The 24,954-nt window shown below is 57.4% G+C and carries 24 protein-coding genes and 2 tRNA genes; 4 read left to right on the forward strand and 22 right to left on the reverse strand.

Going from position 1 to position 24,954, the window contains the following annotated elements; all coding sequences use genetic code 11:
• Positions 1–6: 6 nt before the first annotated feature.
• The 10 genes from nusA to rlmE all read right to left on the reverse strand — a co-directional run bounded on the left by nusA (position 7) and on the right by rlmE (position 8,601).
• Positions 7–1,488 (reverse strand): transcription termination factor NusA, encoded by a 1,482-nt coding sequence (nusA, locus tag V3W40_RS20945; protein ID WP_003212187.1) that lies wholly within the window; start codon positions 1,486–1,488, stop codon positions 7–9.
• A gap of 47 nt (positions 1,489–1,535) precedes the next feature.
• Positions 1,536–1,994: a ribosome maturation factor RimP gene (rimP, locus tag V3W40_RS20950; RefSeq protein ID WP_003235029.1), complete on the reverse strand. Its 459-nt coding sequence runs from the start codon at positions 1,992–1,994 to the stop codon at positions 1,536–1,538.
• Positions 1,995–2,134: 140 nt separating this feature from the next.
• Positions 2,135–2,211 (reverse strand) — tRNA-Met (locus tag V3W40_RS20955).
• 96 nt (positions 2,212–2,307) lie between these two features.
• Positions 2,308–2,393: transfer RNA gene (locus V3W40_RS20960), tRNA-Leu, on the reverse strand.
• 22 nt (positions 2,394–2,415) lie between these two features.
• A complete protein-coding gene (secG, locus tag V3W40_RS20965; RefSeq protein ID WP_010206600.1) occupies positions 2,416–2,799 on the reverse strand; it encodes a preprotein translocase subunit SecG in 384 nt (127 codons plus the stop codon).
• Positions 2,800–2,803: 4 nt separating this feature from the next.
• Positions 2,804–3,559 carry a triose-phosphate isomerase gene (gene tpiA / locus V3W40_RS20970; RefSeq protein WP_015885920.1) on the reverse strand — a complete coding sequence of 252 codons (756 nt, stop codon included), beginning with the start codon at positions 3,557–3,559 and terminating at the stop codon, positions 2,804–2,806.
• Positions 3,560–3,625: 66 nt separating this feature from the next.
• Complete coding sequence (glmM, locus tag V3W40_RS20975; RefSeq protein WP_053137798.1) at positions 3,626–4,963, reverse strand: phosphoglucosamine mutase; 1,338 nt, start codon at positions 4,961–4,963, stop codon at positions 3,626–3,628.
• 16 nt (positions 4,964–4,979) lie between these two features.
• On the reverse strand, positions 4,980–5,831 hold the full coding sequence (gene folP / locus V3W40_RS20980; RefSeq protein ID WP_074847627.1) for a dihydropteroate synthase: 852 nt from the start codon (positions 5,829–5,831) through the stop codon (positions 4,980–4,982).
• An 8-nt stretch (positions 5,832–5,839) separates the two neighbouring features.
• Positions 5,840–7,750, reverse strand: coding sequence for an ATP-dependent zinc metalloprotease FtsH (gene ftsH / locus V3W40_RS20985; protein ID WP_027605365.1), 1,911 nt, complete (start codon positions 7,748–7,750; stop codon positions 5,840–5,842).
• A 200-nt stretch (positions 7,751–7,950) separates the two neighbouring features.
• On the reverse strand, positions 7,951–8,601 hold the full coding sequence (gene rlmE, locus V3W40_RS20990) for a 23S rRNA (uridine(2552)-2'-O)-methyltransferase RlmE (RefSeq protein ID WP_015885924.1): 651 nt from the start codon (positions 8,599–8,601) through the stop codon (positions 7,951–7,953).
• A gap of 105 nt (positions 8,602–8,706) precedes the next feature.
• Between rlmE and V3W40_RS20995 the strand changes: the two genes are divergently transcribed.
• Positions 8,707–9,015 carry a YhbY family RNA-binding protein gene (locus V3W40_RS20995; RefSeq protein ID WP_017139256.1) on the forward strand — a complete coding sequence of 103 codons (309 nt, stop codon included), beginning with the start codon at positions 8,707–8,709 and terminating at the stop codon, positions 9,013–9,015.
• Positions 9,016–9,024: 9 nt separating this feature from the next.
• Here V3W40_RS20995 and V3W40_RS21000 read toward each other — a convergent pair whose 3' ends face one another.
• From V3W40_RS21000 to grpE, 8 genes are all read right to left on the reverse strand, one after another.
• Positions 9,025–9,429, reverse strand: a complete 405-nt coding sequence (locus tag V3W40_RS21000) for a hypothetical protein (RefSeq protein WP_027605364.1) — start codon at positions 9,427–9,429, stop codon at positions 9,025–9,027.
• A gap of 28 nt (positions 9,430–9,457) precedes the next feature.
• Positions 9,458–9,934 (reverse strand): transcription elongation factor GreA, encoded by a 477-nt coding sequence (gene greA / locus V3W40_RS21005; RefSeq protein WP_053137809.1) that lies wholly within the window; start codon positions 9,932–9,934, stop codon positions 9,458–9,460.
• Positions 9,931–13,152, reverse strand: coding sequence for a carbamoyl-phosphate synthase large subunit (gene carB, locus V3W40_RS21010; protein ID WP_027605362.1), 3,222 nt, complete (start codon positions 13,150–13,152; stop codon positions 9,931–9,933). The genes greA and carB overlap by 4 nt, the downstream gene beginning before the upstream one ends.
• A gap of 104 nt (positions 13,153–13,256) precedes the next feature.
• Entirely contained in the window at positions 13,257–14,393 is a 1,137-nt protein-coding gene (gene carA / locus V3W40_RS21015; RefSeq protein ID WP_027605361.1) for a glutamine-hydrolyzing carbamoyl-phosphate synthase small subunit, read from the reverse strand.
• 259 nt (positions 14,394–14,652) lie between these two features.
• Positions 14,653–15,459 (reverse strand): 4-hydroxy-tetrahydrodipicolinate reductase, encoded by an 807-nt coding sequence (dapB, locus tag V3W40_RS21020; RefSeq protein ID WP_027605360.1) that lies wholly within the window; start codon positions 15,457–15,459, stop codon positions 14,653–14,655.
• Between the two features lie 10 nt (positions 15,460–15,469).
• Entirely contained in the window at positions 15,470–16,594 is a 1,125-nt protein-coding gene (gene dnaJ, locus V3W40_RS21025; protein ID WP_065925314.1) for a molecular chaperone DnaJ, read from the reverse strand.
• Positions 16,595–16,912: 318 nt separating this feature from the next.
• Positions 16,913–18,826, reverse strand: a complete 1,914-nt coding sequence (gene dnaK, locus V3W40_RS21030; RefSeq protein WP_053137821.1) for a molecular chaperone DnaK — start codon at positions 18,824–18,826, stop codon at positions 16,913–16,915.
• Between the two features lie 102 nt (positions 18,827–18,928).
• The gene (gene grpE, locus V3W40_RS21035) at positions 18,929–19,489 is read right to left on the reverse strand and encodes a nucleotide exchange factor GrpE (protein ID WP_027605357.1); all 561 of its coding nucleotides are present in this window, start codon (positions 19,487–19,489) and stop codon (positions 18,929–18,931) included.
• Between the two features lie 254 nt (positions 19,490–19,743).
• On the opposite strand from grpE, the gene recN reads away from it, so the two are divergent.
• Complete coding sequence (gene recN, locus V3W40_RS21040; protein WP_330215580.1) at positions 19,744–21,417, forward strand: DNA repair protein RecN; 1,674 nt, start codon at positions 19,744–19,746, stop codon at positions 21,415–21,417.
• Positions 21,418–21,502: 85 nt separating this feature from the next.
• On the opposite strand, the gene fur is transcribed toward recN, so the two are convergent.
• Positions 21,503–21,907, reverse strand: a complete 405-nt coding sequence (gene fur / locus V3W40_RS21045) for a ferric iron uptake transcriptional regulator (RefSeq protein ID WP_010562662.1) — start codon at positions 21,905–21,907, stop codon at positions 21,503–21,505.
• A gap of 98 nt (positions 21,908–22,005) precedes the next feature.
• Here fur and V3W40_RS21050 point away from each other — a divergent pair, with 98 nt between their 5' ends.
• Positions 22,006–22,533, forward strand: coding sequence for an outer membrane protein assembly factor BamE (locus V3W40_RS21050; protein ID WP_027605355.1), 528 nt, complete (start codon positions 22,006–22,008; stop codon positions 22,531–22,533).
• 62 nt (positions 22,534–22,595) lie between these two features.
• On the opposite strand, the gene V3W40_RS21055 is transcribed toward V3W40_RS21050, so the two are convergent.
• Together V3W40_RS21055 and V3W40_RS21060 are read right to left on the reverse strand one after the other, a co-directional pair.
• On the reverse strand, positions 22,596–22,898 hold the full coding sequence (locus V3W40_RS21055) for an RnfH family protein (protein WP_065925317.1): 303 nt from the start codon (positions 22,896–22,898) through the stop codon (positions 22,596–22,598).
• Positions 22,891–23,325 carry a type II toxin-antitoxin system RatA family toxin gene (locus V3W40_RS21060; RefSeq protein ID WP_027605353.1) on the reverse strand — a complete coding sequence of 145 codons (435 nt, stop codon included), beginning with the start codon at positions 23,323–23,325 and terminating at the stop codon, positions 22,891–22,893. The genes V3W40_RS21055 and V3W40_RS21060 overlap by 8 nt, the downstream gene beginning before the upstream one ends.
• 168 nt (positions 23,326–23,493) lie before the next feature.
• Between V3W40_RS21060 and smpB the strand changes: the two genes are divergently transcribed.
• Entirely contained in the window at positions 23,494–23,976 is a 483-nt protein-coding gene (gene smpB, locus V3W40_RS21065) for an SsrA-binding protein SmpB (protein ID WP_003176160.1), read from the forward strand.
• Positions 23,977–24,012: 36 nt separating this feature from the next.
• Here smpB and V3W40_RS21070 read toward each other — a convergent pair whose 3' ends face one another.
• Positions 24,013–24,780, reverse strand: a complete 768-nt coding sequence (locus V3W40_RS21070) for an FCD domain-containing protein (protein WP_065938286.1) — start codon at positions 24,778–24,780, stop codon at positions 24,013–24,015.
• Positions 24,781–24,954: the final 174 nt, after the last annotated feature.

Raw genomic sequence — 24,954 nt, forward strand, 5'->3', positions numbered from 1 at the left:
GCCTAATTACTCGAACCAATGGGCTCGGGCGGCCATGATCAACTTGCCGGCACGATCATCGTCAATGCCGTCGATGTCGAGCAGATCGTCAATAGACTGCTCGGCCAGGTCTTCGCGGGTAATTACGCCGCGCACCGCCAGTTCCATCGCCAAATCCTTGTCCATACCCTCAAGCGAGAGCAGGTCTTCGGCCGGATGGGCGTCTGCCAGCTTTTCCTCAGTAGCGATGGCTTTAGTCAACAAACGATCCTTGGCCCGAGCGCGAAGCTCGTTGACGGTGTCTTCGTCAAAGCCGTCGATGTTGAGCATTTCTTCCAACGGTACGTAGGCAATCTCTTCCAGGCTGGTGAAGCCTTCATCTACCAGCACCTGCGCCAGGTCTTCGTCGACTTCCAACTCGTCGATGAAGTTGCGCAGGATGTCACCGGTTTCAGCTTGCTGCTTAGCCTGGATGTCCGATTCGGTCATCACGTTCAGGGTCCAGCCGGTCAACTGGCTGGCCAGACGCACGTTCTGACCACCACGACCAATGGCCTGGGCCAGATTGTCTGCGCCAACGGCGATGTCCATTGCATGGGCATCCTCGTCAACGATAATTGCCGCCACTTCAGCCGGCGACATGGCGTTGATCACGAACTGCGCCGGGTTGTCGTCCCAGAGGACGATGTCCACACGCTCACCACCCAATTCGCCCGACACTGCCTGGACGCGCGAACCGCGCATACCAATGCAAGCGCCTTGCGGGTCGATGCGTTTGTCCTTGGAGCGGACCGCGATCTTGGCACGCGAACCCGGGTCGCGGGACGCAGCCATGACTTCGATCAGGCCTTCGGCAATTTCCGGCACCTCGATACGGAACAGCTCAATCAGCATTTCCGGCGCAGTGCGCGACAGGATCAACTGAGGGCCACGGTTCTCGGTGCGGATTTCCTTGAGCAGCGCACGCAAACGCACGCCAACACGGAAGGTTTCGCGGGAGATGATGTCTTCGCGGGCCAGCAACGCTTCAGCGTTGTTGCCCAGGTCGACGATCACATTGTCGCGGGTAACTTTTTTCACGGTGCCGGAGATGATTTCACCCAGGCGCTCGCGATAGGCATCAACGACTTGAGCGCGCTCGGCTTCGCGAACCTTCTGCACAATGACCTGCTTGGCGGTCTGTGCAGCAATGCGGCCGAACTCGATGGACTCGATCTTTTCTTCAACGACATCACCGACCTGGGCGCCTGGGTGCGTTTCAGCAACCTTGCTTGGCCAGGTTTCGATGGCCGGATCATCAAGATCGGCTTCTTCGACGACCGTCCAGCGACGGAAAGTCTCATAGGCACCGGTGTGGCGGTTGATTTCCACACGCAGATCAACTTCGTCTTCAAAACGCTTTTTGGTAGCAGTGGCCAGGGCCAGCTCCAGCGCTTCAAAAATCACGTTTGCCGGTACGCCCTTTTCATTGGATACCGACTCAACAACCAGCAGTACTTCTTTGCTCATCGTACGCCTCGCCTTTCGCAAGCCATTGGATCCGCGGGATCCGCGTCTCAGTCAAAACTGGGAATAATGTTGGCCTTGTCGATCATATCGATCGGCAACAGGAACTCATGGTCTTCTACCTGCACCACGACATCCTGTTCTTCTACACCGCGCAGAAGGCCCTGAAAGTTGCGACGCCCTTCGAACGGGGATCGCAGCTTGATCTTCACTTGTTCACCGGCAAATTTTGCAAACTGATCAATAGTGAACAGTGGGCGTTCCATGCCTGGCGAGGAAACTTCGAGGGTGTATTCAACGGAGATAGGATCTTCAACATCCAGAACACCGCTGATCTGACGGCTGACAATGGCACAATCGTCCACCAGCACGCCGCCCTCTTTATCGATATAAACGCGCAACATTGAGTGGCGACCTTGAGCCGAAAACTCAATACCCCAGCATTCATAGCCTAGGGCCACGACCACCGGGGCCAACAAGGCCTGCAACTCTTCTAGCTTGCTCGACACCTGAACCCCCTCGTGCATGTATGTGCATGCTGTGCAAAATAAAAAAATGGGCGAAACGCCCATCCTTGAAACGCCGTCGAACAGCGGCGTTGAAAGTGTCCAGCTAACAAAAAGCCCCTTAAAAGGGGCTCCGCTAAAACTGGTTGCGGGGGCCGGATTTGAACCGACGACCTTCGGGTTATGAGCCCGACGAGCTACCAGACTGCTCCACCCCGCGACAAAGCTGGGGCGGAAGTATACGACCGATCCCTTACAGGGTCAATGTAACCTTCCACCTACAAGAAAGCCCGCAACAGCGGGCTCTCCTGATAATTGGTACCGAGAAGGGGACTCGAACCCCTACACCCTATGGGCACAACCACCTCAAGGTTGCGTGTCTACCAATTCCACCACCTCGGCAATACAGCGCTTACAACCCTTCTTACTTCTGCTCTTGAGCTGGAGGTACGTCAGTCGCTGGAGTAGCCGACTTTTGCTCTTGAAGCACCGGGACATCATCAGAAGCCGGTTTTGCTTTTGGCACTTCCAACACTGCTGGGTTTGGCAAACCTACTTGAGTCAGCACATGAGCTTTCTCTTTAGCAAAGTAACCTAACCCTAAGCTGGTTATGAAGAAACCGGCGGCAAGTATAGCAGTAAACTTACTAAGAAAGGTAGAGGAACCTTGGCTTCCGAACACAGTATTTGAAGCACCTGCACCGAAAGACGCACCAGCATCCGCACCTTTACCCTGTTGCAACAAAACCAGGGCAACTACGCCCAAGGCAGCCAACAGATGAAAAACGACTACGACTGTTTCCAGCATTTTTTCAGTTTCCCGCGGCGCGACAAATCGCACCGAACTCATCTGCATTCAGGGAAGCTCCACCAATGAGCCCCCCATCGATATCCGGCATGCCGAACAGTTCGACCGCATTGGCCGCCTTCACGCTGCCGCCGTATAGAAGCCGCACACCTTGTGCGACTTCAGAATTCTCTGCCGCTAACTGAGCACGGATGGCTGCGTGCACATCCTGCGCCTGTTGCGGTGTAGCAGTCAGCCCGGTGCCAATGGCCCAGACCGGCTCGTAAGCAATTACCGCCTTTGCGAACGCACCAACACCCAGCTCCTCGATGATGCTGCCAAGCTGACGCGAGACAACCTCAAGAGTCTTGCCCGATTCACGCTGCTCAAGGGTCTCCCCAATACACAACACCGGAATCAAGCCACAAGCCTGCGCTGCTGCGAACTTGCGATTGAGTGTCCCATCACGCTCGCCCATCATCTGACGGCGCTCGGAGTGCCCGACAAGCACATAGGAACAACCCGCATCAACCAGCTGACTCGGTGCAATCTCACCGGTCAACGCACCTTGCATGGCTTCCACCGCGGAGTTCTGCGCGCCGACCTGAATCGACTTACCTTTCAAGCCATCCACCACTTGGGTGATATGCAAGCAAGGCGGGAACACCGCGATATCAACACCGCTAGGCAAGGCCAAGTGACGAAGGCCATTGATCAGCTCAGCGACACTGGCGCGGGTACCGTGCATCTTCCAGTTACCAGCTACCATAGTGCGACGCATGCTGTACCTCGTCGGTCAAAGTGGGCGCAGATGTTACCCAACCACATCATCACTGGCAAGCCGAATTCAGGCGCAAACTTCAGTTACCAGTTTTGCCAGGTCTTCGGCATGGCCGCGAACCTGTATTTCGTCGTCACCTTCGACCATGACGCGCACCAAAGGCTCTGTGCCGGACTTGCGTAGCAATACCCGTCCACGACCAGCCATTGCCAGGGTCGCGCGCTCGCAAGCCTCTTTGACAGCAGGGTGCTCGATCGGGTTTTCCCCACCTGCGAAACGCACGTTCAGCAATACTTGCGGGCATTTGCGCAAAGCCTGACGCGCCTGGGCCAGGCTCTCTTCGCGGCGACGCAAAGCCAATAGCACCTGCAACGCCGCAATAATCGCGTCACCGGTGGTGGTGTGCTGGAAGCACACCACGTGCCCGGAGTTCTCACCACCTACCTGCCAGTTACGCTCCAGCAGCTCGGCGATCACATACCGGTCACCGACGTTGGCGCGAACAAAAGGAATACCCAGGTCTGCCAACGCCAGCTCAAGCCCCAGGTTGCTCATCAGCGTACCGACGACACCGCCTTGCAGCTTGTTACGCTCATGCAGGTCGCGGGCAATGATGAACAACAGATCATCGCCATCGACCACGGCACCCGTGTGGTCGACCATCAGCACACGGTCGCCGTCACCGTCGAAGGCAATCCCGAGGTCGGCATGCTCGGCCAGGACAGCGGCTTGCAACTGCTCCATATGGGTGGAGCCGCAGTTTTCGTTGATGTTCAATCCGTTGGGCTGAGCCGACAGCACTGTCACGTCTGCGCCCAACTCCTTGAATACGCTTGGCGCGACTTTGTAGGTCGCACCATGGGCGCAGTCGACAACAATCTTCAGGCCGGCAAAATTGGTGCTGGTTGGCACACTGCTCTTGCAGAACTCGATATAACGACCGGACGCGTCATTGATACGTGACACCTTGCCCAGCTTGCTGGACTCGACCACGGTCATCGGCGCATCCAACAATTCTTCGATCATCAGCTCAATCTCATCCGGCAACTTGGTGCCCTGGCCGGAGAAGAACTTGATGCCGTTGTCGTCGTGTGGATTGTGCGAAGCACTGATCACAATACCGGCCTCAGCGTGAAAGGTACGCGTCAGGTATGCAATCGCGGGCGTCGGCATTGGCCCCAGCAACATCACATCGGCGCCTGCGGCGGATAAGCCGGCCTCAAGCGCTGATTCAAACATGTACCCCGAAATCCGGGTGTCCTTGCCCACCAGGATGCGACACGCCCCCATGCTGCGGAACGCCATACCCGCCGCCCATCCAAGCTTGAGCATGAAATCAGGAGTAATCGGAAACTCGCCGACCCGACCACGGATACCGTCGGTGCCAAAGTATTTTTTAGTCATAAGTGCTCCATCATTCTTATTCGGCTGATTCCACAGCTGCAATCATGCGTACCACATCCACGGTCTCAGCAACGTCATGCACACGCAAGATGCGCGCACCCTTGGTCACCGCGAGCGCCGCCAGTGCAAGACCGCCGTACAACCGCTCACCCACCGGACGGCTCAATGCCAGCCCTATCATGCTCTTGCGCGAAACACCGACCAACAGGGGCCGACCAAGGGCGTGCAAGGACTCCATGTGCTTGAACAAACTCAAATTGTGTTGCAGGGTCTTGGCGAAACCAAACCCCGGATCAAGGATGATCTTTTCCGGCGCAATACCTACCGCGACGCACTGGGCAACGCGCTCGGAGAGAAAACCACTCACTTCACCAACCAGGTCATCATAGTGCGGGCTGTCCTGCATATTGCCGGGCTCACCCAGCATATGCATCAAACACACCGGCAAACCGGTAGCTGCGGCTGCATCCAGGGCACCGTCGCGCCGCAGGGACCGCACATCGTTGATCAAGCCGGCACCTAATCGCGCAGTCTCACGCATCACGGCCGGGGTGGAGGTATCAACCGAAATGATCACATCCAACTCTCGAGCGATGCGCTCGACAATCGGCGCCACGCGCTCCAACTCCTCCAAAGGAGAAACTGCGCGAGCACCAGGCCGAGTCGATTCACCGCCCACATCAATCAAGGTCGCGCCAGCCGCCACCATGGCTTCTGCGTGGCGCAATGCAGCATCAAGCTGGCTGAAGCGGCCACCATCGGAAAAGGAGTCAGGGGTTACATTAAGAATGCCCATGACATGCGTATGGGCCAAATCAAGAACCCGGTTGCCGCAAGGCAACCGGGGGGAGGACGAAGCAAAAGTCATTTCAAACCTTAATGGTCAGCTGCCGGGCCACCGATTGGGGTTTCAGGACGTTCGTTCTGAACCACTGGCGGGGTGCCCGAAGTACCCGAACCACCTTCCCAATCACGAGGCTCACGAGGCGCCCGACCGGCCATAATGTCGTCGATCTGGTCTGCATCGATGGTCTCGTACTTCATCAATGCATCAGCCATTGCATCAAGCTTGTCGCGATTATCGGTCAGGATCTGCTTGGCCGTGCCATAGCACTGGTCAATGATACTGCGCACCTCAGAATCGATCAGCTTGGCTGTCTCACCAGAGAAACTGGCGTTTTGACCGCCGCCGCCACGCCCCAGGAATACTTCACCTTCTTCCTCGGCGTACATCAAAGGACCGAGTTTTTCCGACAAACCCCACTTGGTCACCATGTTCCGCGCAATCTGGCTGGCGCGCATGATGTCGTTGGAAGCCCCAGTGGTCACGCCGTCGAAGCCCAAGGTCATTTCTTCAGCAATTCGACCGCCGTACAGCGAGCAGATCTGGCTGATCAGCGCACGCTTGGAGAGGCTATAACGATCCTCTTCCGGCAGGAACATGGTGACACCCAACGCACGACCACGAGGAATGATCGACACTTTGTAGACCGGGTCATGCTCAGGCACGACACGCCCCACAATAGCGTGGCCGGCTTCGTGGTAAGCAGTGTTCTGCTTCTCTTTTTCGGACATGACCATGGATTTACGCTCAGCGCCCATCATGATCTTGTCTTTCGCCAGCTCGAACTCTTTCATTTCAACGATGCGCTTGCCGGTACGGGCTGCAAACAGCGAAGCCTCGTTCACCAGGTTAGCCAGGTCAGCACCCGAGAACCCCGGGGTACCACGGGCAATCACAGCCGGTGCAACGTCGTCGCCCATTGGCACTTTGCGCATGTGCACTTTCAGGATTTGTTCGCGCCCACGGATGTCCGGCAGGCCAACCACCACCTGGCGGTCAAAGCGGCCTGGACGCAACAGCGCAGGATCCAGCACGTCCGGACGGTTGGTTGCCGCGATGACGATGATGCCGTCATTCATCTCGAAACCATCCATCTCGACCAGCAACTGGTTGAGGGTTTGCTCACGCTCATCATGACCACCGCCCATGCCAGCACCACGATGGCGACCAACGGCGTCGATTTCATCGATGAAGATGATGCATGGCGCATGCTTCTTGGCCTGTTCGAACATGTCGCGAACGCGGCTCGCACCGACACCGACGAACATTTCAACAAAGTCAGAACCGGAAATGGTGAAGAACGGTACCTTGGCTTCGCCGGCAATGGCCTTGGCCAGCAAGGTTTTACCGGTACCTGGAGGGCCGACCATCAGCACGCCGCGAGGAATACGGCCACCCAGGCGCTGGAATTTGCCTGGATCGCGCAAGAACTCAACCAACTCGCCGACTTCTTCCTTGGCTTCGTCGCAACCCGCTACGTCAGCCAGGGTGGTCTTCACCTGATCTTCAGAGAGCAGGCGCGCCTTGCTCTTGCCGAAGCTCATCGGCCCGCCCTTGCCTCCCGCACCGCCTTGCATCTGGCGCATGAAGAACATGAACACGGCAATGATCACCAGGATCGGGAAGCTTGCCACCAGGAGTTGAGTCCAGATGCTCTGCTGCTCAGGCTGCTTGCCTTCGACAACCACGTGGTTATCCACCAGGTCGCCGATCAGACCGTTGTCCTGAATTGCCGGACGAATGGTCTTGAAGCTATCGCCATCGTTGCGTTTGCCGGTGATCACGTAGCCATCAACCGCTACGCGCTCGACCTTGCCATCCTTAACTTGCTGGATGAAGTCGGAATAGTTGAGGGTCTGCGGCTCGTTAGGGCTGGAGAAGTTGTTCATCACCGTCACGAGGACAGCCGCGATGATCAACCACAGGATCAGATTCTTTGCCATATCGTTCAATTAACTACCCTCTGAAGCAAGCTCCGCTACTGGCGCGCGCTTCGCATGATATTCACCGGCCTAACTTACTACATTACCTACAACTCTGGCAGGCGCCGTCTGTAACCCTTTGTGAAACTTTGACTACACAATATTCGTAAAGCTTCGTGACGAAAGCGATATAAAAAAACCTATCGCCCTCCTCGAATTCCTCAAAAACGCTCTTCACTCGCCGCGCCTTCGACGCCACGGAAGCCGCGGCACAGCAGGTATTGCTCCCTGGACCGGTCCCGGGAAGAGTCTGGTTTACGCGTCTGCACCTTGTCGAACAACTTGCGGATGTTCTTGTGGTACTCGTCGAAACCCTCTCCCTGGAACACCTTCACCAGGAAATCGCCACCGGGACGCAACACCCGACCCGCCAAATCCAGCGCCAATTCGCAAAGGAACATGGCTCGTGGCATATCGACGGCCGGTAACCCACTCATATTGGGGGCCATGTCGGAAATCACAAGGTCTACCTGCGAATTTCCCACAGCCTCAAGGATCTGGGCGAGCACTGTGTCCTGGGTAAAGTCTCCATGAACAAAGGTCACGTCCGGGATGCTGTCCATTTCCAGGATGTCGGAAGCAATCAGGCGACCTTGACCACCAATCAGACGACTGGTCACCTGGGACCAGCCACCGGGGGCCGCGCCAAGATCGATGACGCTCATGCCTGGACGAATCAACTTGTCCTTGTCCTGGATCTCCAACAGCTTGTAGCTGGCCCGGGAACGATAGCCATCCTTTTGCGCCTTTTTGACGTAAGGATCGTTGAAATGCTCTTGCAGCCACTTAAGGCTAGTTTTGGAACGGGCCACGGGCCACCTCGAAAATAAAACGGGTCGTGATTAACTGGGCGGTCCCGGACTCGCTCGGGTAAACTGGCCGCCGCTTTTTACAAGATCAGACGCAGGGGTCAGATTATGCCGCTCACTCAAGAGCAGAAGAAACAGTACAAATCCATTGGCCACCATCTGAAACCAGTTCTGATTGTGGCAGACAACGGTTTGACTGAAGGTGTGTTAGCCGAACTTGAACGCGCACTGGGCGATCACGAACTGATCAAGATCAAGGTCAACATCCTTGACCGCGAAGCACGCCTGGCCGCCATTGCAGAACTGTGCAAGGTTGGCAAGGCGGACCTGGTTCAGGTCATCGGCAAGATGGCGCTGCTGTATCGCAAGAACTTCAGCGTCAACAAGCAACTGTCGAACGTACACCGCTTCAAGTAATACAAAGGGTCACGGGCGTGCTTCGCGCGCCCCGCCACTCCATCCCGGAGCAGGCTGTATAACCAGCACCAGGCCGGAGAACCCTAGCACAAGATAGCTGAATAGCTGCCAGCGCAACGCTTCCGGCAGCCAGACATGCACAATGCAATACATTGCACACGCATACAGCGCCATCAACAGCAGTTGGCCGCGAATATCCCGCCACAGACTCTCCAAGCCTTCAGCCTTGACCAGCACCAACGCCTGAAGCGCTACGCACGCCGCCGCGAAACCCACCAGCAGCGCACTCAGTAATCCATCGATTTCATCGATCAGCAACGGAGCCAGGCCAATCACGCCCAGCACCGGCAATACACCAAGATGTAACAACCATAGGCCGCCCACCCAAAGCATCTGGGCAAGCTGCCAAAGCATGGCGCCCGCACGAAGCGGGCGCCGCCTTTCAGATGTGACGAACTTCAACAATCTCGTACTCGATCACACCGCCTGGCGTTTTGACAGACACCACATCCCCCTCTTCCTTGGCGATCAAGGCACGGGCCAGTGGTGAGCCGACGGAGATCTTGCCGAGCTTGAAGTCAGCCTCGTCCTCTCCCACGATGTGGTAGACCACGCTCTCGTCAGTCTCGACGTTGGCGATCTCCACGGTGGTGCCGAAAATCACCTTGCCAGTGTGCGGAATAGTCGTGACGTCGATGATCACCGCATTCTGCATACGGCCTTCGATGTCACGGATCCGCGCCTCGACCATACCCTGCTGCTCACGAGCAGCGTGGTATTCGGCGTTTTCCTTCAAGTCACCCAGCTCGCGGGCCGTACCGATGTCCTGGCTCAGCTTTGGACGTACGACCTTGGTCAGATGGGCGTGCTCCTCTTCCAGGGCCTTGGCGCCCTGGACGGTCATTGGGTATTTGATCATGCCTTCAATCCTGCGTGTAGATCCTGCAAGCGACGCACGGTCTTTTCCGGACCGAACTTGAGCGCTTCGCAGATAGCTTCGCCAGCAGCAATAGTGGTGGTGCAGTAGATCTTGTGCTGCAAGGCATTACGGCGAATGGAGTAGGAATCCGCGATCGACTGGCGACCTTCGGTGGTATTGATGATCAGCGTGACTTCATCATTCTTGATCATGTCGACCACATGCGGACGGCCTTCCGTCACCTTGTTCACGCGGCGCACTTTCAAGCCGGCCGCTTCGATCAGCTTGGCGGTCCCGGCAGTTGCCACGATTTCAAAACCCAAGTTGATCAGATCACGGGCCACGCCTGCAACCAGCGGCTTGTCATCATCACGCACACTGATAAACGCAGTACCGCCGGTCGGCAGCACTTCGCTGGCGCCCATCTGGGCCTTGGCGAACGCTTCACCGAAGGTGTCGCCCACGCCCATCACTTCACCGGTGGACTTCATCTCCGGGCCCAGGATCGGGTCCACACCAGGGAATTTGGCAAATGGGAACACTGCCTCTTTCACACTGTAGAAGTTCGGAATGATTTCCTTGGTGAAGCCAATTTCCTTCAGGGTCTTACCAGCCATCACACGCGCAGCGATCATGGCCAGGGACACGCCGATGCACTTGGAAACGAACGGCACGGTACGCGAAGCACGCGGGTTGACTTCAATGACGTAGATGTCTTCGCCCTGCAGCGCCAACTGTACGTTCATCAGGCCGACAACACCCAACTCCAAGGCCATTTTCTTGACCTGCTCGCGCATCTCATCCTGGATATGTGCAGGCAACGAGTACGGCGGCAGCGAGCACGCGGAGTCACCGGAGTGAACGCCCGCCTGCTCGATGTGCTGCATGATCGCGCCGATGACCACGTCGGTACCGTCGCAAACTGCATCCACGTCCATTTCGATGGCGCAGTTGAGGAAGTGGTCCAGAAGCACCGGGCTGTCGTTGGACACTTTTACCGCATCACGCAGGTAACGCTTGAGCTCTTCTTCTTCGTAGACGATTTCCATGGCTCGGCCGCCCAGTACGTAGGACGGACGCACCACCAGCGGGTAGCCGATCTTGCTGGCTGCACGGATGGCCTCGTCTTCGCTGCGCACGGTAGCGTTTGGCGGCTGGCGCAGGTTCAGGCGCTCAACCATTTGCTGGAAGCGCTCACGATCTTCGGCACGGTCGATGGCGTCTGGGCTGGTGCCGATGATTGGCACGCCGGCAGCCTCAAGGGCACGCGCCAGTTTCAGCGGGGTTTGGCCGCCGTACTGGACGATCACACCTTTTGGTTTCTCGACACGACAGATTTCCAACACGTCTTCCAACGTTACCGGCTCGAAGTACAGACGGTCGGAAGTGTCGTAGTCAGTGGAAACAGTTTCCGGGTTGCAGTTGACCATGATGGTCTCGTACCCGTCTTCGCGCAGCGCGAGGGCGGCGTGTACGCAGCAATAGTCGAATTCGATACCCTGGCCGATACGGTTCGGACCACCGCCCAGGATGATAATCTTGTCGCGGCCCGACGGCGCGGCCTCGCACTCTTCCTCGTAGGTGGAGTACAGGTACGCAGTGTCGGTGGCGAACTCGGCGGCACAGGTGTCAACGCGCTTGTAGACCGGGAAGATCTCCAGCTTGTGGCGATGCGTGCGCAGGTTTTTCTCGGTCACACCCAGCAGCTTGGCCAGGCGCTGGTCGGAGAAGCCTTTGCGCTTGAGGCGGAACATCATGTCGCGGTCGATGCTGGCCAGCCCCAGGGTCTTGACCTTCTCCTCTTCCTTGATCAGATCTTCGATCTGCACCAGGAACCACGGATCGATCATGTTCATGCCAAAGATGTCTTCGACAGTCATGCCGGCGCGGAAGGCATCAGCCACATACCAGATACGCTCGGCGCCCGGTACGGTCAGCTCACGCTTGAGGATGCTCATGCTTTCCGGATTGCTCAGGTCGAGCTTCTCGTCCAGGCCGCAAACGCCCACTTCCAGGCCACGCAGGGCTTTCTGCAAGGACTCCTGGAAGGTCCGGCCGATAGCCATGACCTCACCCACCGACTTCATCTGGGTGGTCAGGCGCGCGTCGGCCTTGGCGAACTTCTCGAAGGCAAAGCGTGGCAGCTTGGTCACGACATAGTCGATGGACGGCTCGAAGGACGCCGGCGTAGCGCCGCCCGTGATTTCGTTTTGCAGTTCGTCCAGGGTGTAACCGATAGCCAGCTTGGCGGCGATACGCGCAATCGGGAAACCGGTCGCTTTCGATGCCAGCGCCGAAGAACGCGATACACGCGGGTTCATCTCGATCACGACCATGCGGCCGGTGTCCGGGCAGATGCCGAACTGAACGTTGGAACCACCGGTTTCAACGCCGATCTCACGCAATACCGCCAAAGAGGCGTTACGCATGATCTGGTATTCCTTGTCCGTCAGGGTCTGCGCCGGAGCAACGGTGATCGAGTCACCGGTGTGCACACCCATCGGGTCGAAGTTTTCGATGGAGCAGACGATGATGCAATTGTCCTTTTTGTCGCGGACAACCTCCATCTCATACTCTTTCCAGCCAATCAGGGATTCGTCGATCAGCAGCTCTTTGGTCGGAGACAGGTCCAGGCCACGGGCGCAGATTTCTTCGAACTCTTCACGGTTGTAGGCAATACCACCACCGGTGCCGCCCATGGTGAAGGACGGACGGATAATGCACGGGAAGCCCAGCTTTTCGAGAACTGCGTTGGCCTCCTCCATACTATGGGCGATACCGGAGCGCGGGCAGTCAAGGCCGATGGACTTCATGGCCTTGTCGAAGCGCGAACGGTCTTCAGCCTTGTCGATGGTGTCGGCGTTGGCGCCGATCATCTCTACGCCGAATTTTTCCAGGACGCCTTCGCGCTCCAGGTCCAGGGCGCAGTTCAATGCAGTCTGGCCGCCCATGGTCGGCAGCAGTGCGTCCGGACGCTCTTTCTCGATGATCTTGGCAACCGTCTGCCACTTGATCGGCTCGATGTAGGTAGCGTCGGCCATGTCCGGATCGGTCATGATGGTGGCCGGGTTGGAGTTCACCAGGATGACGCGGTAACCCTCTTCGCGCAGGGCTTTACAGGCCTGGGCGCCGGAGTAGTCGAATTCGCAGGCCTGGCCGATAACGATCGGGCCAGCGCCGAGAATCAGGATGCTTTTTATGTCTGTACGTTTTGGCATGGGTTTGTCACTCAAATCCGCAGGTCAGTCGGCAAGCCGTCTTGAACAATCTTCGAAGAGCCTGCAGGGGCCACCAAGGTAGGGGCCGCCCGCAGGCCGCTCAGTCAGCGTCGCTTGGCCATCTCATTGATGAAACGGTCGAACAGCGGTGCTACGTCGTTCGGGCCCGGGCTTGCTTCAGGGTGGCCCTGGAAGCTGAACGCGCTCTTGTCAGTACGCTCGATACCCTGCAGGGAACCGTCGAACAACGACTTGTGAATCGCGCGGACATTGCTCGGCAAGGTCGCTTCATCCACCGCAAAACCGTGGTTCTGGCTGGTGATCATCACAACGCCGGTGTCCAGGTCCTGCACAGGGTGGTTGGCGCCGTGATGACCATGACCCATTTTCAGGGTCTTGGCACCGGAGGCCAGCGCCAGCAGCTGGTGACCGAGGCAGATGCCAAATACCGGAATCTCGGTTTCCAACACTTCCTTGATGGCCTGGATGGCGTAGTCACAAGGCTCCGGATCACCCGGGCCGTTGGACAGGAACACGCCGTCAGGTTGCAGGGCCAGCACGTCGCTGGCAGGCGTTTGCGCCGGCACCACGGTCACGCGGCACCCACGCTCGACCAGCATACGCAGGATGTTGTACTTGACGCCGTAGTCGTATGCGACCACGTGATACGGCAGGTCAGCCGCTTCGATAGTCTCGTGGCTGTCGGTCTTCAAGTCCCAGACAGTGGAGCGCCACTCGTACTGCTCCTTGGTGCTGACGACTTTCGCCAGGTCCATGCCTTTCAGGCCTGGGAAGCCTTGCGCTGCAGCAATCGCCGCTGCTTCGGAAATATTGTCACCGACCATGATGCAGCCATTCTGCGAGCCCTTTTCACGCAGGATGCGCGTCAGGCGGCGCGTATCGATACCGGCGATCGCCACAACGTTGTTGGCTTTCAGGTAATCGGACAGCGACATCGTGTTACGCCAGTTGCTCGCAACCAGTGGCAGATCACGAATGACCAGACCCGCCGACCAGACACGATCAGACTCAACGTCTTCCGGCGTAGTACCGGTGTTGCCGATGTGCGGATAGGTCAGGGTAACGATCTGTTGGGCGTAGGAAGGATCGGTAAGGATTTCCTGATAGCCGGTCATGGCGGTGTTAAACACCACCTCTCCAACGGTTTGACCGTCGGCTCCAATGGCTTCGCCGCGAAAAATGCTGCCATCAGCAAGGGCGAGTATGGCTGGCTTAGTCAAGAAGACCTCCCGTAAATAAAGCCTGAAAGGGCGATCGCAGGTTGTAAAAAAGCGGAGTGACGTATGGACACGTCACCCCGCTTCTTCACTGAATTATTCTGCGCGCTTTTAGTGGACACACTAAAGCTGTAGCTTACAGAAAAAGGCTTTTTTGGTCCACCGCTAATGAGCCTTAAAGGCAGGAGAATGCGACGGGACGTCGCTTAGCGGGTAAAAACGGGGCCTTAGGATAATCCCGAGGCCCGGTTTTAGCTACTGCTTAGTGCAGATCCAACACATCGCGCATATCGTACAGACCAGCCTCGCGACCTTCCAACCAGAGCGCAGCACGCACCGCGCCCTTGGCGAATGTCATGCGGCTCGAAGCCTTGTGGGTAATTTCCAGGCGCTCACCCTCGGTAGCAAACAATACCGTGTGGTCGCCCACCACATCACCGCCACGGACGGTCGCAAAACCAATGGTGTCACGCGCACGCGCACCGGTATGCCCTTCGCGACCGTAAACCGCCACCTTGGACAGATCACGCCCCAGCGCATCAGCAATAGCCTCACCCATGCGCAGCGCGGTACCCGACGGCGCATCGATCTTGTGACGGTGATGCGTCTCGATAATCTCGATATCCGCCTCATCCCCCAACACCCGCGCCGCCATGTCCAGCAACTTGAGCGACAGGTTCACGCCGACACTGAAGTTGGCAGCGAAGACGACGGGAATATCCTTGCCCGCCTCCTCCAACAACTGCTTCTGCTGCGCAGTCAAACCCGTGGTACCAATCACCATCGCCTTGCCCGCCTTGCGGCAGAACGCGAGGTTTTTCAGCATCACCTCCGGCAGGGTGAAGTCGATCAGCACATCGAATTCGTCAGCCACCTGCTCCAGGCTGCCTGACAATGAGACACCGATACGCCCCAGCGAAGCCAACTCACCCGCATCCGCACCGATCAACGTGCTACCGGGACGAACAATCGCCGCGGTCAGCCCAGAGGCCGGGGAGCGCTGCTGCACCGCCTCGACCAGCGTCTTGCCCATGCGCCCGGCAGCGCCCATTACGGCTATACGTCGCATACTCACTTCCTTACAGGTCGCCGAAGAAGCGCTTCACGCCTTCGAAAAATCCAGTGGTTTTCGGCGAATGCGTGTCATCGCCCTCCAGCGAACTGCGGAATTCCTCAAGCAATTCACGCTGACGGCGCCCCAGGTTGACCGGAGTCTCCACGGCCACACGACACATCAAGTCGCCAGCACCACCACCGCGCACCGGCGCTACGCCCTTGCCACGAATACGGAACTGCTTGCCGGTCTGCGTACCTTCAGGGATCTTGAGCTTGACCCGACCGTCCAGGGTCGGAATCTCCAATTCGCCCCCCAGGGCTGCATCGACAAAACTGATCGGCACTTCACAGAACAGGTGCTTGCCGTCGCGTTGGAAGATCGAGTGCTCGCGCACATTGATCACCACGTACAGGTCGCCCGTCGGACCGCCCTGGGTACCGGCCTCACCCTCACCCGACAGACGAATACGGTCTCCGGTATCCACACCCGCCGGCACTTTTACCGCCAGGGTCTTGTACTCTTCGACGCGACCTTCGCCGTGGCAGGAATCGCACGGATCGGAAATGATCTTGCCCTGCCCATGGCAACGCGGACAGGTCTGCTGCACCGAGAAGAAACCCTGCTGCATACGCACCTGGCCGATACCGCCGCACGTCGGGCAAGTAATCGGCGCGGAGCCTTTCTTGGCACCCGAACCATCACACGGCTTGCAGTTAACCAGCGTCGGCACGCGGATATTAACGCTGGTGCCACGCACGGCTTCTTCCAGGTTCAACTCCAGGGTGTAGCGCAAGTCGCTGCCACGCTGGGCACCGCCACGCTGACCACCACGGCCACCGCCGAAGAAGTCACTGAATACATCGCCGAAAATATCGGAGAAGTTCTGACCGCCAAAACCGGCACCGCCGCCACCCATGCTCGGATCGACACCGGCATGTCCATACTGGTCGTAGGCAGCACGCTTGTTGGGATCAGACAAACATTCGTAGGCCTCGTTGGCCTCTTTGAACATATCTTCGGATTCTTTGCTATCCGGATTACGGTCCGGGTGGTGCTTCATTGCCAGGCGACGGTAAGCCTTTTTCAGGTCCGCCTCGCTGGAGCCGCGCTCCACACCCAATACTTCGTAATAGTCACGCTTTGCCATAAGTCTTTGCACTCTTAAGGACGTTCAGCCAGACCCTCCTGAGCCTGGCTAAACTCGTTGAGCCCCAATACAGGCCCGGACCCAACTCACGTCAATTCAACGATCCTGGTCATTACTACTTTTTAGCCAGGGACCCGGCCAAAAACGCGGTATTTATTGCTCGGAAAGCAGGAGCATCCCCGATCACACCGCCAACATCCGAACGCTGTCGCATGCTGTAAAAATTCACATACCCCAGACACGCCAACGCGGGAGCAAGCTCCCGCGCGGCGACATCCTACCAGTCACCGCTTGATAGCGGTCAACCGGGCGACCAACTTACTTCTTGTCTGTAACTTCTTCGAACTCGGCATCGACAACATCATCTTTAGCTTCAGGCTCTGCCTTTTGAGCAGCACCGTCAGCTGGCTGAGCCTGTTCGGCGTACATTTTTTGAGCCACTGGCGCGGAGACTTTCGACAATTCTTCAACCTTGGCTTCAATGGCAGCCTTGTCGTCGCCTTTGACAGCGGCTTCCAGGGCAACTACAGCAGCTTCGATCGCAGCCTTCTCTTCAGCGGTCACTTTCTCGCCAGCATCAGCGATCATTTTGCGTGTCGAGTGAACCAGTGCGTCGCCCTGGTTGCGGGCACCTGCCAGCTCTTCGAACTTCTTGTCAGCTTCAGCATTGGTTTCAGCATCACGGATCATCTGTTGAATTTCTTCATCAGAAAGACCGGAGTTGGCCTTGATGGTGATCTTCTGCTCTTTGCCGGTAGCCTTGTCTTTCGCACCTACGTGCAGAATGCCGTTGGCGTCGATATCAAAGGTCACTTCGATTTGTGGCACGCCACGTGGTGCTGGTGGAATCTCAGCCAGGTCGAACTTGCCCAGGGACTTGTTCTGAGCAGCCTGCTTACGCTCACCTTGCAGCACGTGAATGGTCACAGCACCCTGGTTATCATCAGCCGTCGAGAACACCTGGGATTTCTTGGTAGGAATCGTGGTGTTTTTCTCGATCAGCGCAGTCATCACGCCACCCATGGTTTCGATACCCAGGGTCAGCGGGCTTACGTCCAGCAGCAACACGTCTTTCACGTCACCGGCCAATACCGCGCCCTGGATGGCAGCACCCATGGCGACCGCTTCGTCCGGGTTCACATCTTTACGTGCTTCTTTGCCGAAGAACTCGGTAACCAACTTCTGAACCAGTGGCATACGGGTCTGACCGCCTACCAGGATCACGTCGTTGATCGCACCAACATCAATACCGGAGTCTTTCAGCGCAATGCGGCATGGCTCGATGGTGCGTTGAACCAGGTCTTCGACCAGCGCTTCCAACTTGGCGCGAGAGATCTTCACGTTCAAGTGCTTAGGACCGGTGGCGTCTGCAGTGATGTACGGCAGGTTAACGTCGGTCGACTGAGCGGAAGACAGCTCGATCTTGGCTTTCTCAGCAGCTTCTTTCAGGCGCTGCATCGCCAGAGGGTCACCCTTGAGGTTCATGCCGCTTTCTTTCTTGAATTCGTCAACGAGGTAGTCGATCAGACGAATGTCAAAGTCCTCACCACCCAGGAAGGTGTCGCCGTTGGTGGCCAACACTTCGAACTGGTGCTCGCCGTCTACTTCAGCGATCTCGATCACGGAAACGTCGAACGTACCGCCACCCAGGTCATAAACGATCACGGTATGATCGCCCTTGGCCTTGTCCATACCGTAAGCCAGAGCAGCTGCGGTCGGTTCGTTGATGATACGTTTTACATCCAGGCCCGCGATGCGGCCGGCGTCTTTGGTCGCCTGGCGCTGGCTGTCGTTGAAATAGGCTGGAACGGTGATCACCGCCTCAGTCACTGTCTCACCCAGGTAATCTTCGGCAGTCTTCTTCATCTTCTTCAAGATTTCAGCCGAGATTTGCGGTGGCGACATTTTCTGGCCATTTACTTCAACCCAGGCGTCACCGTTGTCAGCCTTGGCGATCTTGTAAGGGACCATTTTGATGTCTTTCTGTACGACTTCTTCGTCGAACTTACGACCGATCAGGCGCTTCACCGCGTACAGGGTGTTATGCGGGTTGGTCACAGCCTGGCGCTTGGCCGACTGGCCAACCAGGATTTCACCATCGTTGGCGTAAGCGATGATCGACGGCGTGGTACGCGCGCCTTCGGCGTTTTCGATTACTTTTGCAACGCCGTTTTCCAACACGGAGACGCAGGAGTTGGTGGTCCCCAGGTCAATACCGATAATTTTGCCCATGATTTACTCTCCCGAAACTTGAATTTGGTTGCCGCAGCAGTGGTGGCTAACTGCGGTAGCACTTAAACGCTTGACTTATAAATGGGGGCCTTGCGGCGGATTTCAAGCCTGCTCATCAATAGAAGGTGCAACAGGTGCAGGAGCCTTGCTCACTACCACCATTGCAGGGCGCAACAGGCGACCGTTGAGCTGATAGCCCTTCTGGAACACTTTCAACACACTGTTGGGTTCGAGGTCGTGGCTTTCTTGCATGGCCATGGCCTGGTGAAGCTCAGCGCTGAACGGTTCGCCGCCTTGCGGATCAATGGCTTCCAGCTGATAACGCTTCAGGGTGTCCTGAAACATTTTCAGGGTCAGTTCGATCCCTTCGCGCATCGGGCGGATGTTTTCGTCATCCGGGTTGGACAACTCGAGGCCACGCTCCAGGCTGTCAATAATTGGCAGCAGGTCGCCCGCGAACTTTTCCAGCCCGAACTTGTGAGCTTTTTCTACGTCCTGCTCGGCACGGCGGCGGACGTTCTGCAGATCGGCGGCAACACGCAAAGACTGATCCTGCGCAGCGGCCAACTGCTCTTCGAGCACTTGCACACGAGTTGCCAGTTCATCACCGACAGCCGAATTGGCGTCCGGAGTTTGCGTATCCTGCGTCTGTTCGTCAGCCATAGATTTCTCCTTTCAAAATCATGCGCGAACTCAACTCGCGCTTCTGTTCCGGTATATGGGGCCACAATTTCCAGGTTCAAGGGTGCAGGCTCTACCAAAAGTCTTTCGCCTGCCCCAGATCAACTTCAACCCGATCATTCTCCTTTGCACTATAAAACCCGGGCGACCGAGCAAATTGAGCTAAGCATCAGGATTGTCAGCCCAGAACAAAACACTGTATAAATAACCAGACCTAAAGCCTGGGAGCGGCCGTCATGCTCGTGCACCTGTCTGTACACAACTACGCCATCGTTGAACATCTGGATCTCGAACTGGATCGCGGGATGAGCGTAATCACAGGCGAAACCGGCGCCGGCAAGTCAATCATGCTCGACGCCCTGGGCCTGACCCTGGGCGACCGCGCCGACAGTGGCGTGGTGCGCCCCGGCGCGGATAAGGCCGACATTCTGGCCACCTTCGACCTCGCGGACATCCCCGAAGCCGAAGCCTGGCTGGTCGAGCGCGACCTTAATAACGACGGTCCGTGCATCCTGCGCCGAGTCATCACCGCCGAGGGCCGCTCGCGCGGCTATATCAATGGAACCCCCTGCCCCCTTGGCGACCTGAAGGCCCTGGGTGAACTGCTGATTGACATCCATAGCCAGCATGAACACCAATCCCTGCTCAAAACCGACACCCACCGCCGCCTGCTTGACGAGTACGCTGGCGCCACCGACCTTGCCCGACAGGTACAACTGGCCGCCCAGCGCTGGCGCCAGACCCGACAGGAGCTGGAGCGACTGTCCAATTCCGGTGACGAGCAACGCGCTCGCCATCAATTGCTCAGCTATCAGCTTGAAGAGCTGGAAAGCCTGGGTCTTGGCGAAACCGAGCTGGAACAACTGGAACAGGAACACAAGAACCTCACCAACGCCGAAACCCTGCTGTCTATCTGCCGCCAGGTGGTGGAGCAATGCAGCGAGAGCGATTCCGGCAATGTGCTCAATGCGCTCACGGCCAGCCTCAACCGACTGTCCAGTGTTAACAGCGCCTCAAGCTCACTGAATGAAGCCACCACCCTGCTGACCAGTGCGCAAATCCAGGTAGAAGAAGCCGTCGGCGAACTCAATCGCTTTCTTGATCATTTCGACGCCGACCCGGCGCGGCTGCAGGAAATAGAAGAGCGCCTGGACACCATCTATACGCTGGCGCGCAAACATCGAATCCAGCCCACCGAAGTGGCAACCATGCAGCAGAAGCTGCTGGATGAAATCGAGACCCTGAACGCGAATGACGAATCCATTGAGCGACTGGGCGAAGAGCTCGGCTCTTTTGCCCGCCACTATCAGGAGAAGGCCCGCGAACTGAGCGATCTGCGCCAACAGGCCGCCACCAGCCTGGCTGGCGCCGTCGAGCAGGAAATTCAGCGCCTGGGCATGCCGGGCGGGCGCTTTACCATCGAGTTGCGCACCAACGCCAGCAATGAACTGCAGCCCTACGGCCTGGAGCAGGTAGAACTACTGGTCAGCGCCAACCCGGGGCAACCGCTCAAGGCACTGGCAAAGGTGGCGTCTGGTGGTGAGCTGTCGCGAATCAGCCTGGCGATCCAAGTGATTACCGCGCAAACCTCACGGGTACCGACACTGGTGTTCGATGAAGTAGACGTAGGTATCGGTGGCCCCACGGCGGAAATTGTGGGTCAGTTACTGCGCCGCCTGGGGGATCGCGGCCAGGTGCTGACCGTTACTCACTTGCCACAAGTGGCGGCTCAAGGACATCAGCACTTGTTTGTGCACAAGGTGAGAGACAGCGAAGCGACACACACAGCGGTATCCAAGCTGAACAAGTCGGAGCGCGTGGAAGAAGTGGCGCGGATGCTCGGAGGGATCGACCTGACCAAAGAATCTTTGGCACACGCGAAGAAAATGGTCGTAGCCGCCAAGGCCTGAGCCGAGCTTTTCCTTATTATAGAAAGCACGAAGGCGACCCCAGGGTCGCCTTCGATCGTTTCGCAGAGCAATTCTGCGTCGCTTTTTACTTTTTCTTACGGATGTACAACACAAGATTGTGGTCGACCAAATCGAAACCATGCTCCTCAGCAATTTCGTGCTGGAGCTTTTCGATTGCCGGGCTGGTGAACTCGATAACCTCATTGGTATCCAGGTCAACCATGTGGTCGTGATGACCACCGTCAGCCAATTCGAACACTGCATGACCGCCGTCGAAATTATGACGAACCACCAGCCCTGCGGCTTCAAACTGGGTCAGTACACGGTAAACCGTGGCCAGGCCGACGTCCTCGTTAGACTCCATCAGCGCCTTGTAAACATCCTCGGCACTCATGTGGCGCTGCTCAGCAGAATCGAGCATTTGTAGAATCTTGACTCGTGGCAGAGTCACTTTAAGACCGGCTTTGCGTAGTTCGCTATTTTCAACCATGGTTAGCTTTCTCGCGGATGCTGCTTCGCAGCTTCTCTTAATACGGGTATGATCGGCGTTTACGTTGTCCCAGCCAAGATAGTGGAAGTCGCCCACCGATGCAAAACACCAAGCTCTTGCTAACCAGTTTCACCTTTGTGGGACTGCTCGCACTCGCCGGTTGTTCATTCCCCGGGGTTTACAAAATCGACATCCAGCAGGGCAATGTCGTCACGCAGGACATGATAGACCAGTTACGCCCGGGAATGACCCGACGGCAAGTACGGTTTATTATGGGCAACCCCCTGCTGACTGACACTTTCCACGCCGATCGCTGGGATTATCTCTATAGCCTGCAGCCTGGTGGCGGTGAACGCCAACAGGAGCGCGTCAGCGTCATTTTCAATGGCAATGACCAGCTTGTCAGCCTGTCGGGTGACTTCATGCCAGGCGTAAGCCGTGATCAAGCGCTGCTCGGCAACGATAACGGCACCAACGTGACTGCACCTGTGCAGGAAAGCGAGAAGCCGAAGTCCGAAGTACCAGCCAAGCCAGGCTCCTTGCTCGACAAGATCCAGAAAGACGTCGACGGGGTCGAAACGGTCCCTGTCCCGACGCCTCAGCCTCTGGACACCAGCCCGCAGTAACATTGCGGCGCATATAAAAAGCCCGGCATGCCGGGCTTTTTGTTGCCTGTCATTCAACCAGCTTATGGATGCTGCCGCTTCGCCAACGCCGCCCTGGCGGCACGCAGCCTGCGCACTTCTTTAGGGTCCACAAGCAAGGGCCGATAGATTTCAATGCGATCGCCCGATTGCACGGGACGCACCTCAGCATCCGTGACGACCTTACCGAATACCCCCAAGGGGCAAGCAGCCAGATCCAGTTCAGGAAACTGCATAGCCATCCCTGACAATTGCACTGCTGCACGCAGACTGGTTCCCGAAGCCACCGTCAGCGCCAGCAGAACCTGGCGATCCTCGGCGGCATAAACCACCTCGATCTCAACCATGCAATTGCTTGGCTCGCTGGCAGAATGCATCCACCAGGGTATTGGCCGCCTGATTGAACAACGGCCCCAATGTCGCCCGCACAATCGGCCCAGCGTAATCAAACGACAAATCCAGGCTGATCTTGCAGGCCTTGTCGGTAAGCGCCTTGAAAACCCATACACCATGTAGCTGGGTAAACGGCCCTTCCTGCAAATTCATTTCAATGGACTTGCCCGGCACCAGCGCATTCCGCGTAACAAAGTGCTGACTGAGCCCGCCTTTCGCCACCCCAACACTGGCAACCATATGTTCATCACTGCTTTCCAGCACCTCGGCAGTTGAGCACCAAGGCAGGAATTCCGGGTAACGCGCCACGTCGTTGACCAGGTCATAGAGCGCCTGCGCCGGATAGGGCAGCAGGGCCGAACGTTGAATATGCGTCGTCATGTGTGCGTGATTTCCACAGCTGAGCGGCAAACATCGCGAAACAACAGTCCGATCCGCGAAAGAAAAAAACCAAAGAACTGCCGGTATTGTCCGGGATTCGACCAACACGCTCAAGCACGCAGGTTGACCGTAGCCGACACGCTCGCAACTCCCTATAATGCCGCCCCTATGGCTAAACAAAAGAAACACCCCACAGGGACCATCGCGCAAAATAAAAAAGCGCGACACGATTACTTCATCGAACATCGGTTCGAGGCTGGTCTGGTCCTGGCCGGCTGGGAAGTAAAGAGTCTGCGTGCCAGCAAGTTGCAACTGGTCGACAGCTACGTATTGCTCAAGGATGGCGAGGCATGGCTGCTCGGCAGTCATATCACCCCGCTGACAACCGCGAGCACCCACGTGATTGCCGACCCGGTGCGCACGCGCAAACTATTGCTCAATGCCCGCGAACTGGAAAAGCTCGCCGCAGCCGTACAGCAGAAAGGCTATGCCTGTATCTGCCTGTCCTGGTATTGGAGCAAGCACCTGGTCAAGTGCGAGATCGCACTGGGCAAGGGCAAGAAGGAATACGATAAGCGTGATACTGAGCGCGAACGCGATTCCAACCGCGAACTGCATCGCGCCGTGCGCAACAAGGGCAAGGAAGAGTAACCCTTGTAACGATGTAGCCTCGGGACTTCCCCCCGGCTACATCCCCTTACGCCGCTCCGCACGCGCCACGCGCTGAACCTCCTGACGTACTTCCTCCAACACTTCCTGCACGTACTCCAGGTGACGCGTCGAGACTTCTCGCGCCTGCTCGGCCCGGCCCTCGATAATCGCCAGGTACAGTTCCCGGTGCTGACTGATCAGCATGTCGCGCGTCTCCGTACGTTGCTGATACATGCCGCCAATATTGGTCACCACGTTACGCTTGAGCAGGTCGAACAAGCCGCGAATAGTGTGCAGCAACACCGCGTTATGGCTGGCCTCCGCGATGGCCAGGTGGAACTGTGCATCCGCAGCCCCCTCCTCGACCCGACTCACTTCATCAACGCGGGCATAGCAATCCTGCAACGCCTCGAATGCAGCGGTCAGCCGCTCACGGTCGACCTCAGTAGCTCGCAATGCTGCGTAATAAGCACAGGACGCTTCAAGGGTCTGACGAAACTCCAGCAGGTCACGCTGGGCCTCGGGATTGTTTTCCAACAGGTGCAGCAACGGATCGCTGAACGTCGAGCCCAGTGACTCGGCAACATAATTGCCCCCACCCTGACGGCTCACCAACAAGCCCTTGGCCGCCAGCTTCTGAATCGCCTCCCTCAACGAAGGACGCGACACACCAAACTGTTCAGCCAAAGCGCGCTCGGCCGGCAAACGCTCACCCGACTTCAACGTGCCCTCAAGGATCATCCCCTCAAGCTGCTCGACTATATCGTCAGACAAACGGCGCTGACGCACCTGATCAAACCCCATAACTCACTCCCCACCATCCCGACCACTCGCCGGGGCCTCTATTCTGGCCTATCGCCGCCCTTCCAGCACCTATCAGAACCGCTTCGATTCACCCGATCAAACCACCTCGCCTGCCGGGCTACGACCAAAGTTTCGCGAGCGGCAAATTGACACATCCCGCGAAGACTTTTAACC

Origin of the sequence: Pseudomonas sp. AM8 (assembly GCF_036346475.1) — a bacterium.
GTDB lineage: Bacteria > Pseudomonadota > Gammaproteobacteria > Pseudomonadales > Pseudomonadaceae > Aquipseudomonas > Aquipseudomonas marginalis.

What these genes read in the sequence shown, in the direction of transcription:
- nusA (WP_003212187.1), bottom strand. Translation starts at nt 1,488, where the DNA reads ATGAGCAAAGAAGTACTGCTGGTTGTTGAGTCGGTATCCAATGAAAAG.
- secG (WP_010206600.1), bottom strand. Translation starts at nt 2,799, where the DNA reads ATGCTGGAAACAGTCGTAGTCGTTTTTCATCTGTTGGCTGCCTTGGGC.
- tpiA (WP_015885920.1), bottom strand. Translation starts at nt 3,559, where the DNA reads ATGCGTCGCACTATGGTAGCTGGTAACTGGAAGATGCACGGTACCCGC.
- glmM (WP_053137798.1), bottom strand. Translation starts at nt 4,963, where the DNA reads ATGACTAAAAAATACTTTGGCACCGACGGTATCCGTGGTCGGGTCGGC.
- folP (WP_074847627.1), bottom strand. Translation starts at nt 5,831, where the DNA reads ATGACTTTTGCTTCGTCCTCCCCCCGGTTGCCTTGCGGCAACCGGGTT.
- ftsH (WP_027605365.1), bottom strand. Translation starts at nt 7,750, where the DNA reads ATGGCAAAGAATCTGATCCTGTGGTTGATCATCGCGGCTGTCCTCGTG.
- V3W40_RS20995 (WP_017139256.1), top strand. Translation starts at nt 8,707, where the DNA reads ATGCCGCTCACTCAAGAGCAGAAGAAACAGTACAAATCCATTGGCCAC.
- V3W40_RS21000 (WP_027605364.1), bottom strand. Translation starts at nt 9,429, where the DNA reads ATGCTTTGGCAGCTTGCCCAGATGCTTTGGGTGGGCGGCCTATGGTTG.
- greA (WP_053137809.1), bottom strand. Translation starts at nt 9,934, where the DNA reads ATGATCAAATACCCAATGACCGTCCAGGGCGCCAAGGCCCTGGAAGAG.
- carB (WP_027605362.1), bottom strand. Translation starts at nt 13,152, where the DNA reads ATGCCAAAACGTACAGACATAAAAAGCATCCTGATTCTCGGCGCTGGC.
- dapB (WP_027605360.1), bottom strand. Translation starts at nt 15,459, where the DNA reads ATGCGACGTATAGCCGTAATGGGCGCTGCCGGGCGCATGGGCAAGACG.
- dnaJ (WP_065925314.1), bottom strand. Translation starts at nt 16,594, where the DNA reads ATGGCAAAGCGTGACTATTACGAAGTATTGGGTGTGGAGCGCGGCTCC.
- dnaK (WP_053137821.1), bottom strand. Translation starts at nt 18,826, where the DNA reads ATGGGCAAAATTATCGGTATTGACCTGGGGACCACCAACTCCTGCGTC.
- grpE (WP_027605357.1), bottom strand. Translation starts at nt 19,489, where the DNA reads ATGGCTGACGAACAGACGCAGGATACGCAAACTCCGGACGCCAATTCG.
- recN (WP_330215580.1), top strand. Translation starts at nt 19,744, where the DNA reads ATGCTCGTGCACCTGTCTGTACACAACTACGCCATCGTTGAACATCTG.
- fur (WP_010562662.1), bottom strand. Translation starts at nt 21,907, where the DNA reads ATGGTTGAAAATAGCGAACTACGCAAAGCCGGTCTTAAAGTGACTCTG.
- V3W40_RS21050 (WP_027605355.1), top strand. Translation starts at nt 22,006, where the DNA reads ATGCAAAACACCAAGCTCTTGCTAACCAGTTTCACCTTTGTGGGACTG.
- V3W40_RS21055 (WP_065925317.1), bottom strand. Translation starts at nt 22,898, where the DNA reads ATGGTTGAGATCGAGGTGGTTTATGCCGCCGAGGATCGCCAGGTTCTG.
- V3W40_RS21060 (WP_027605353.1), bottom strand. Translation starts at nt 23,325, where the DNA reads ATGACGACGCATATTCAACGTTCGGCCCTGCTGCCCTATCCGGCGCAG.
- smpB (WP_003176160.1), top strand. Translation starts at nt 23,494, where the DNA reads ATGGCTAAACAAAAGAAACACCCCACAGGGACCATCGCGCAAAATAAA.
- V3W40_RS21070 (WP_065938286.1), bottom strand. Translation starts at nt 24,780, where the DNA reads ATGGGGTTTGATCAGGTGCGTCAGCGCCGTTTGTCTGACGATATAGTC.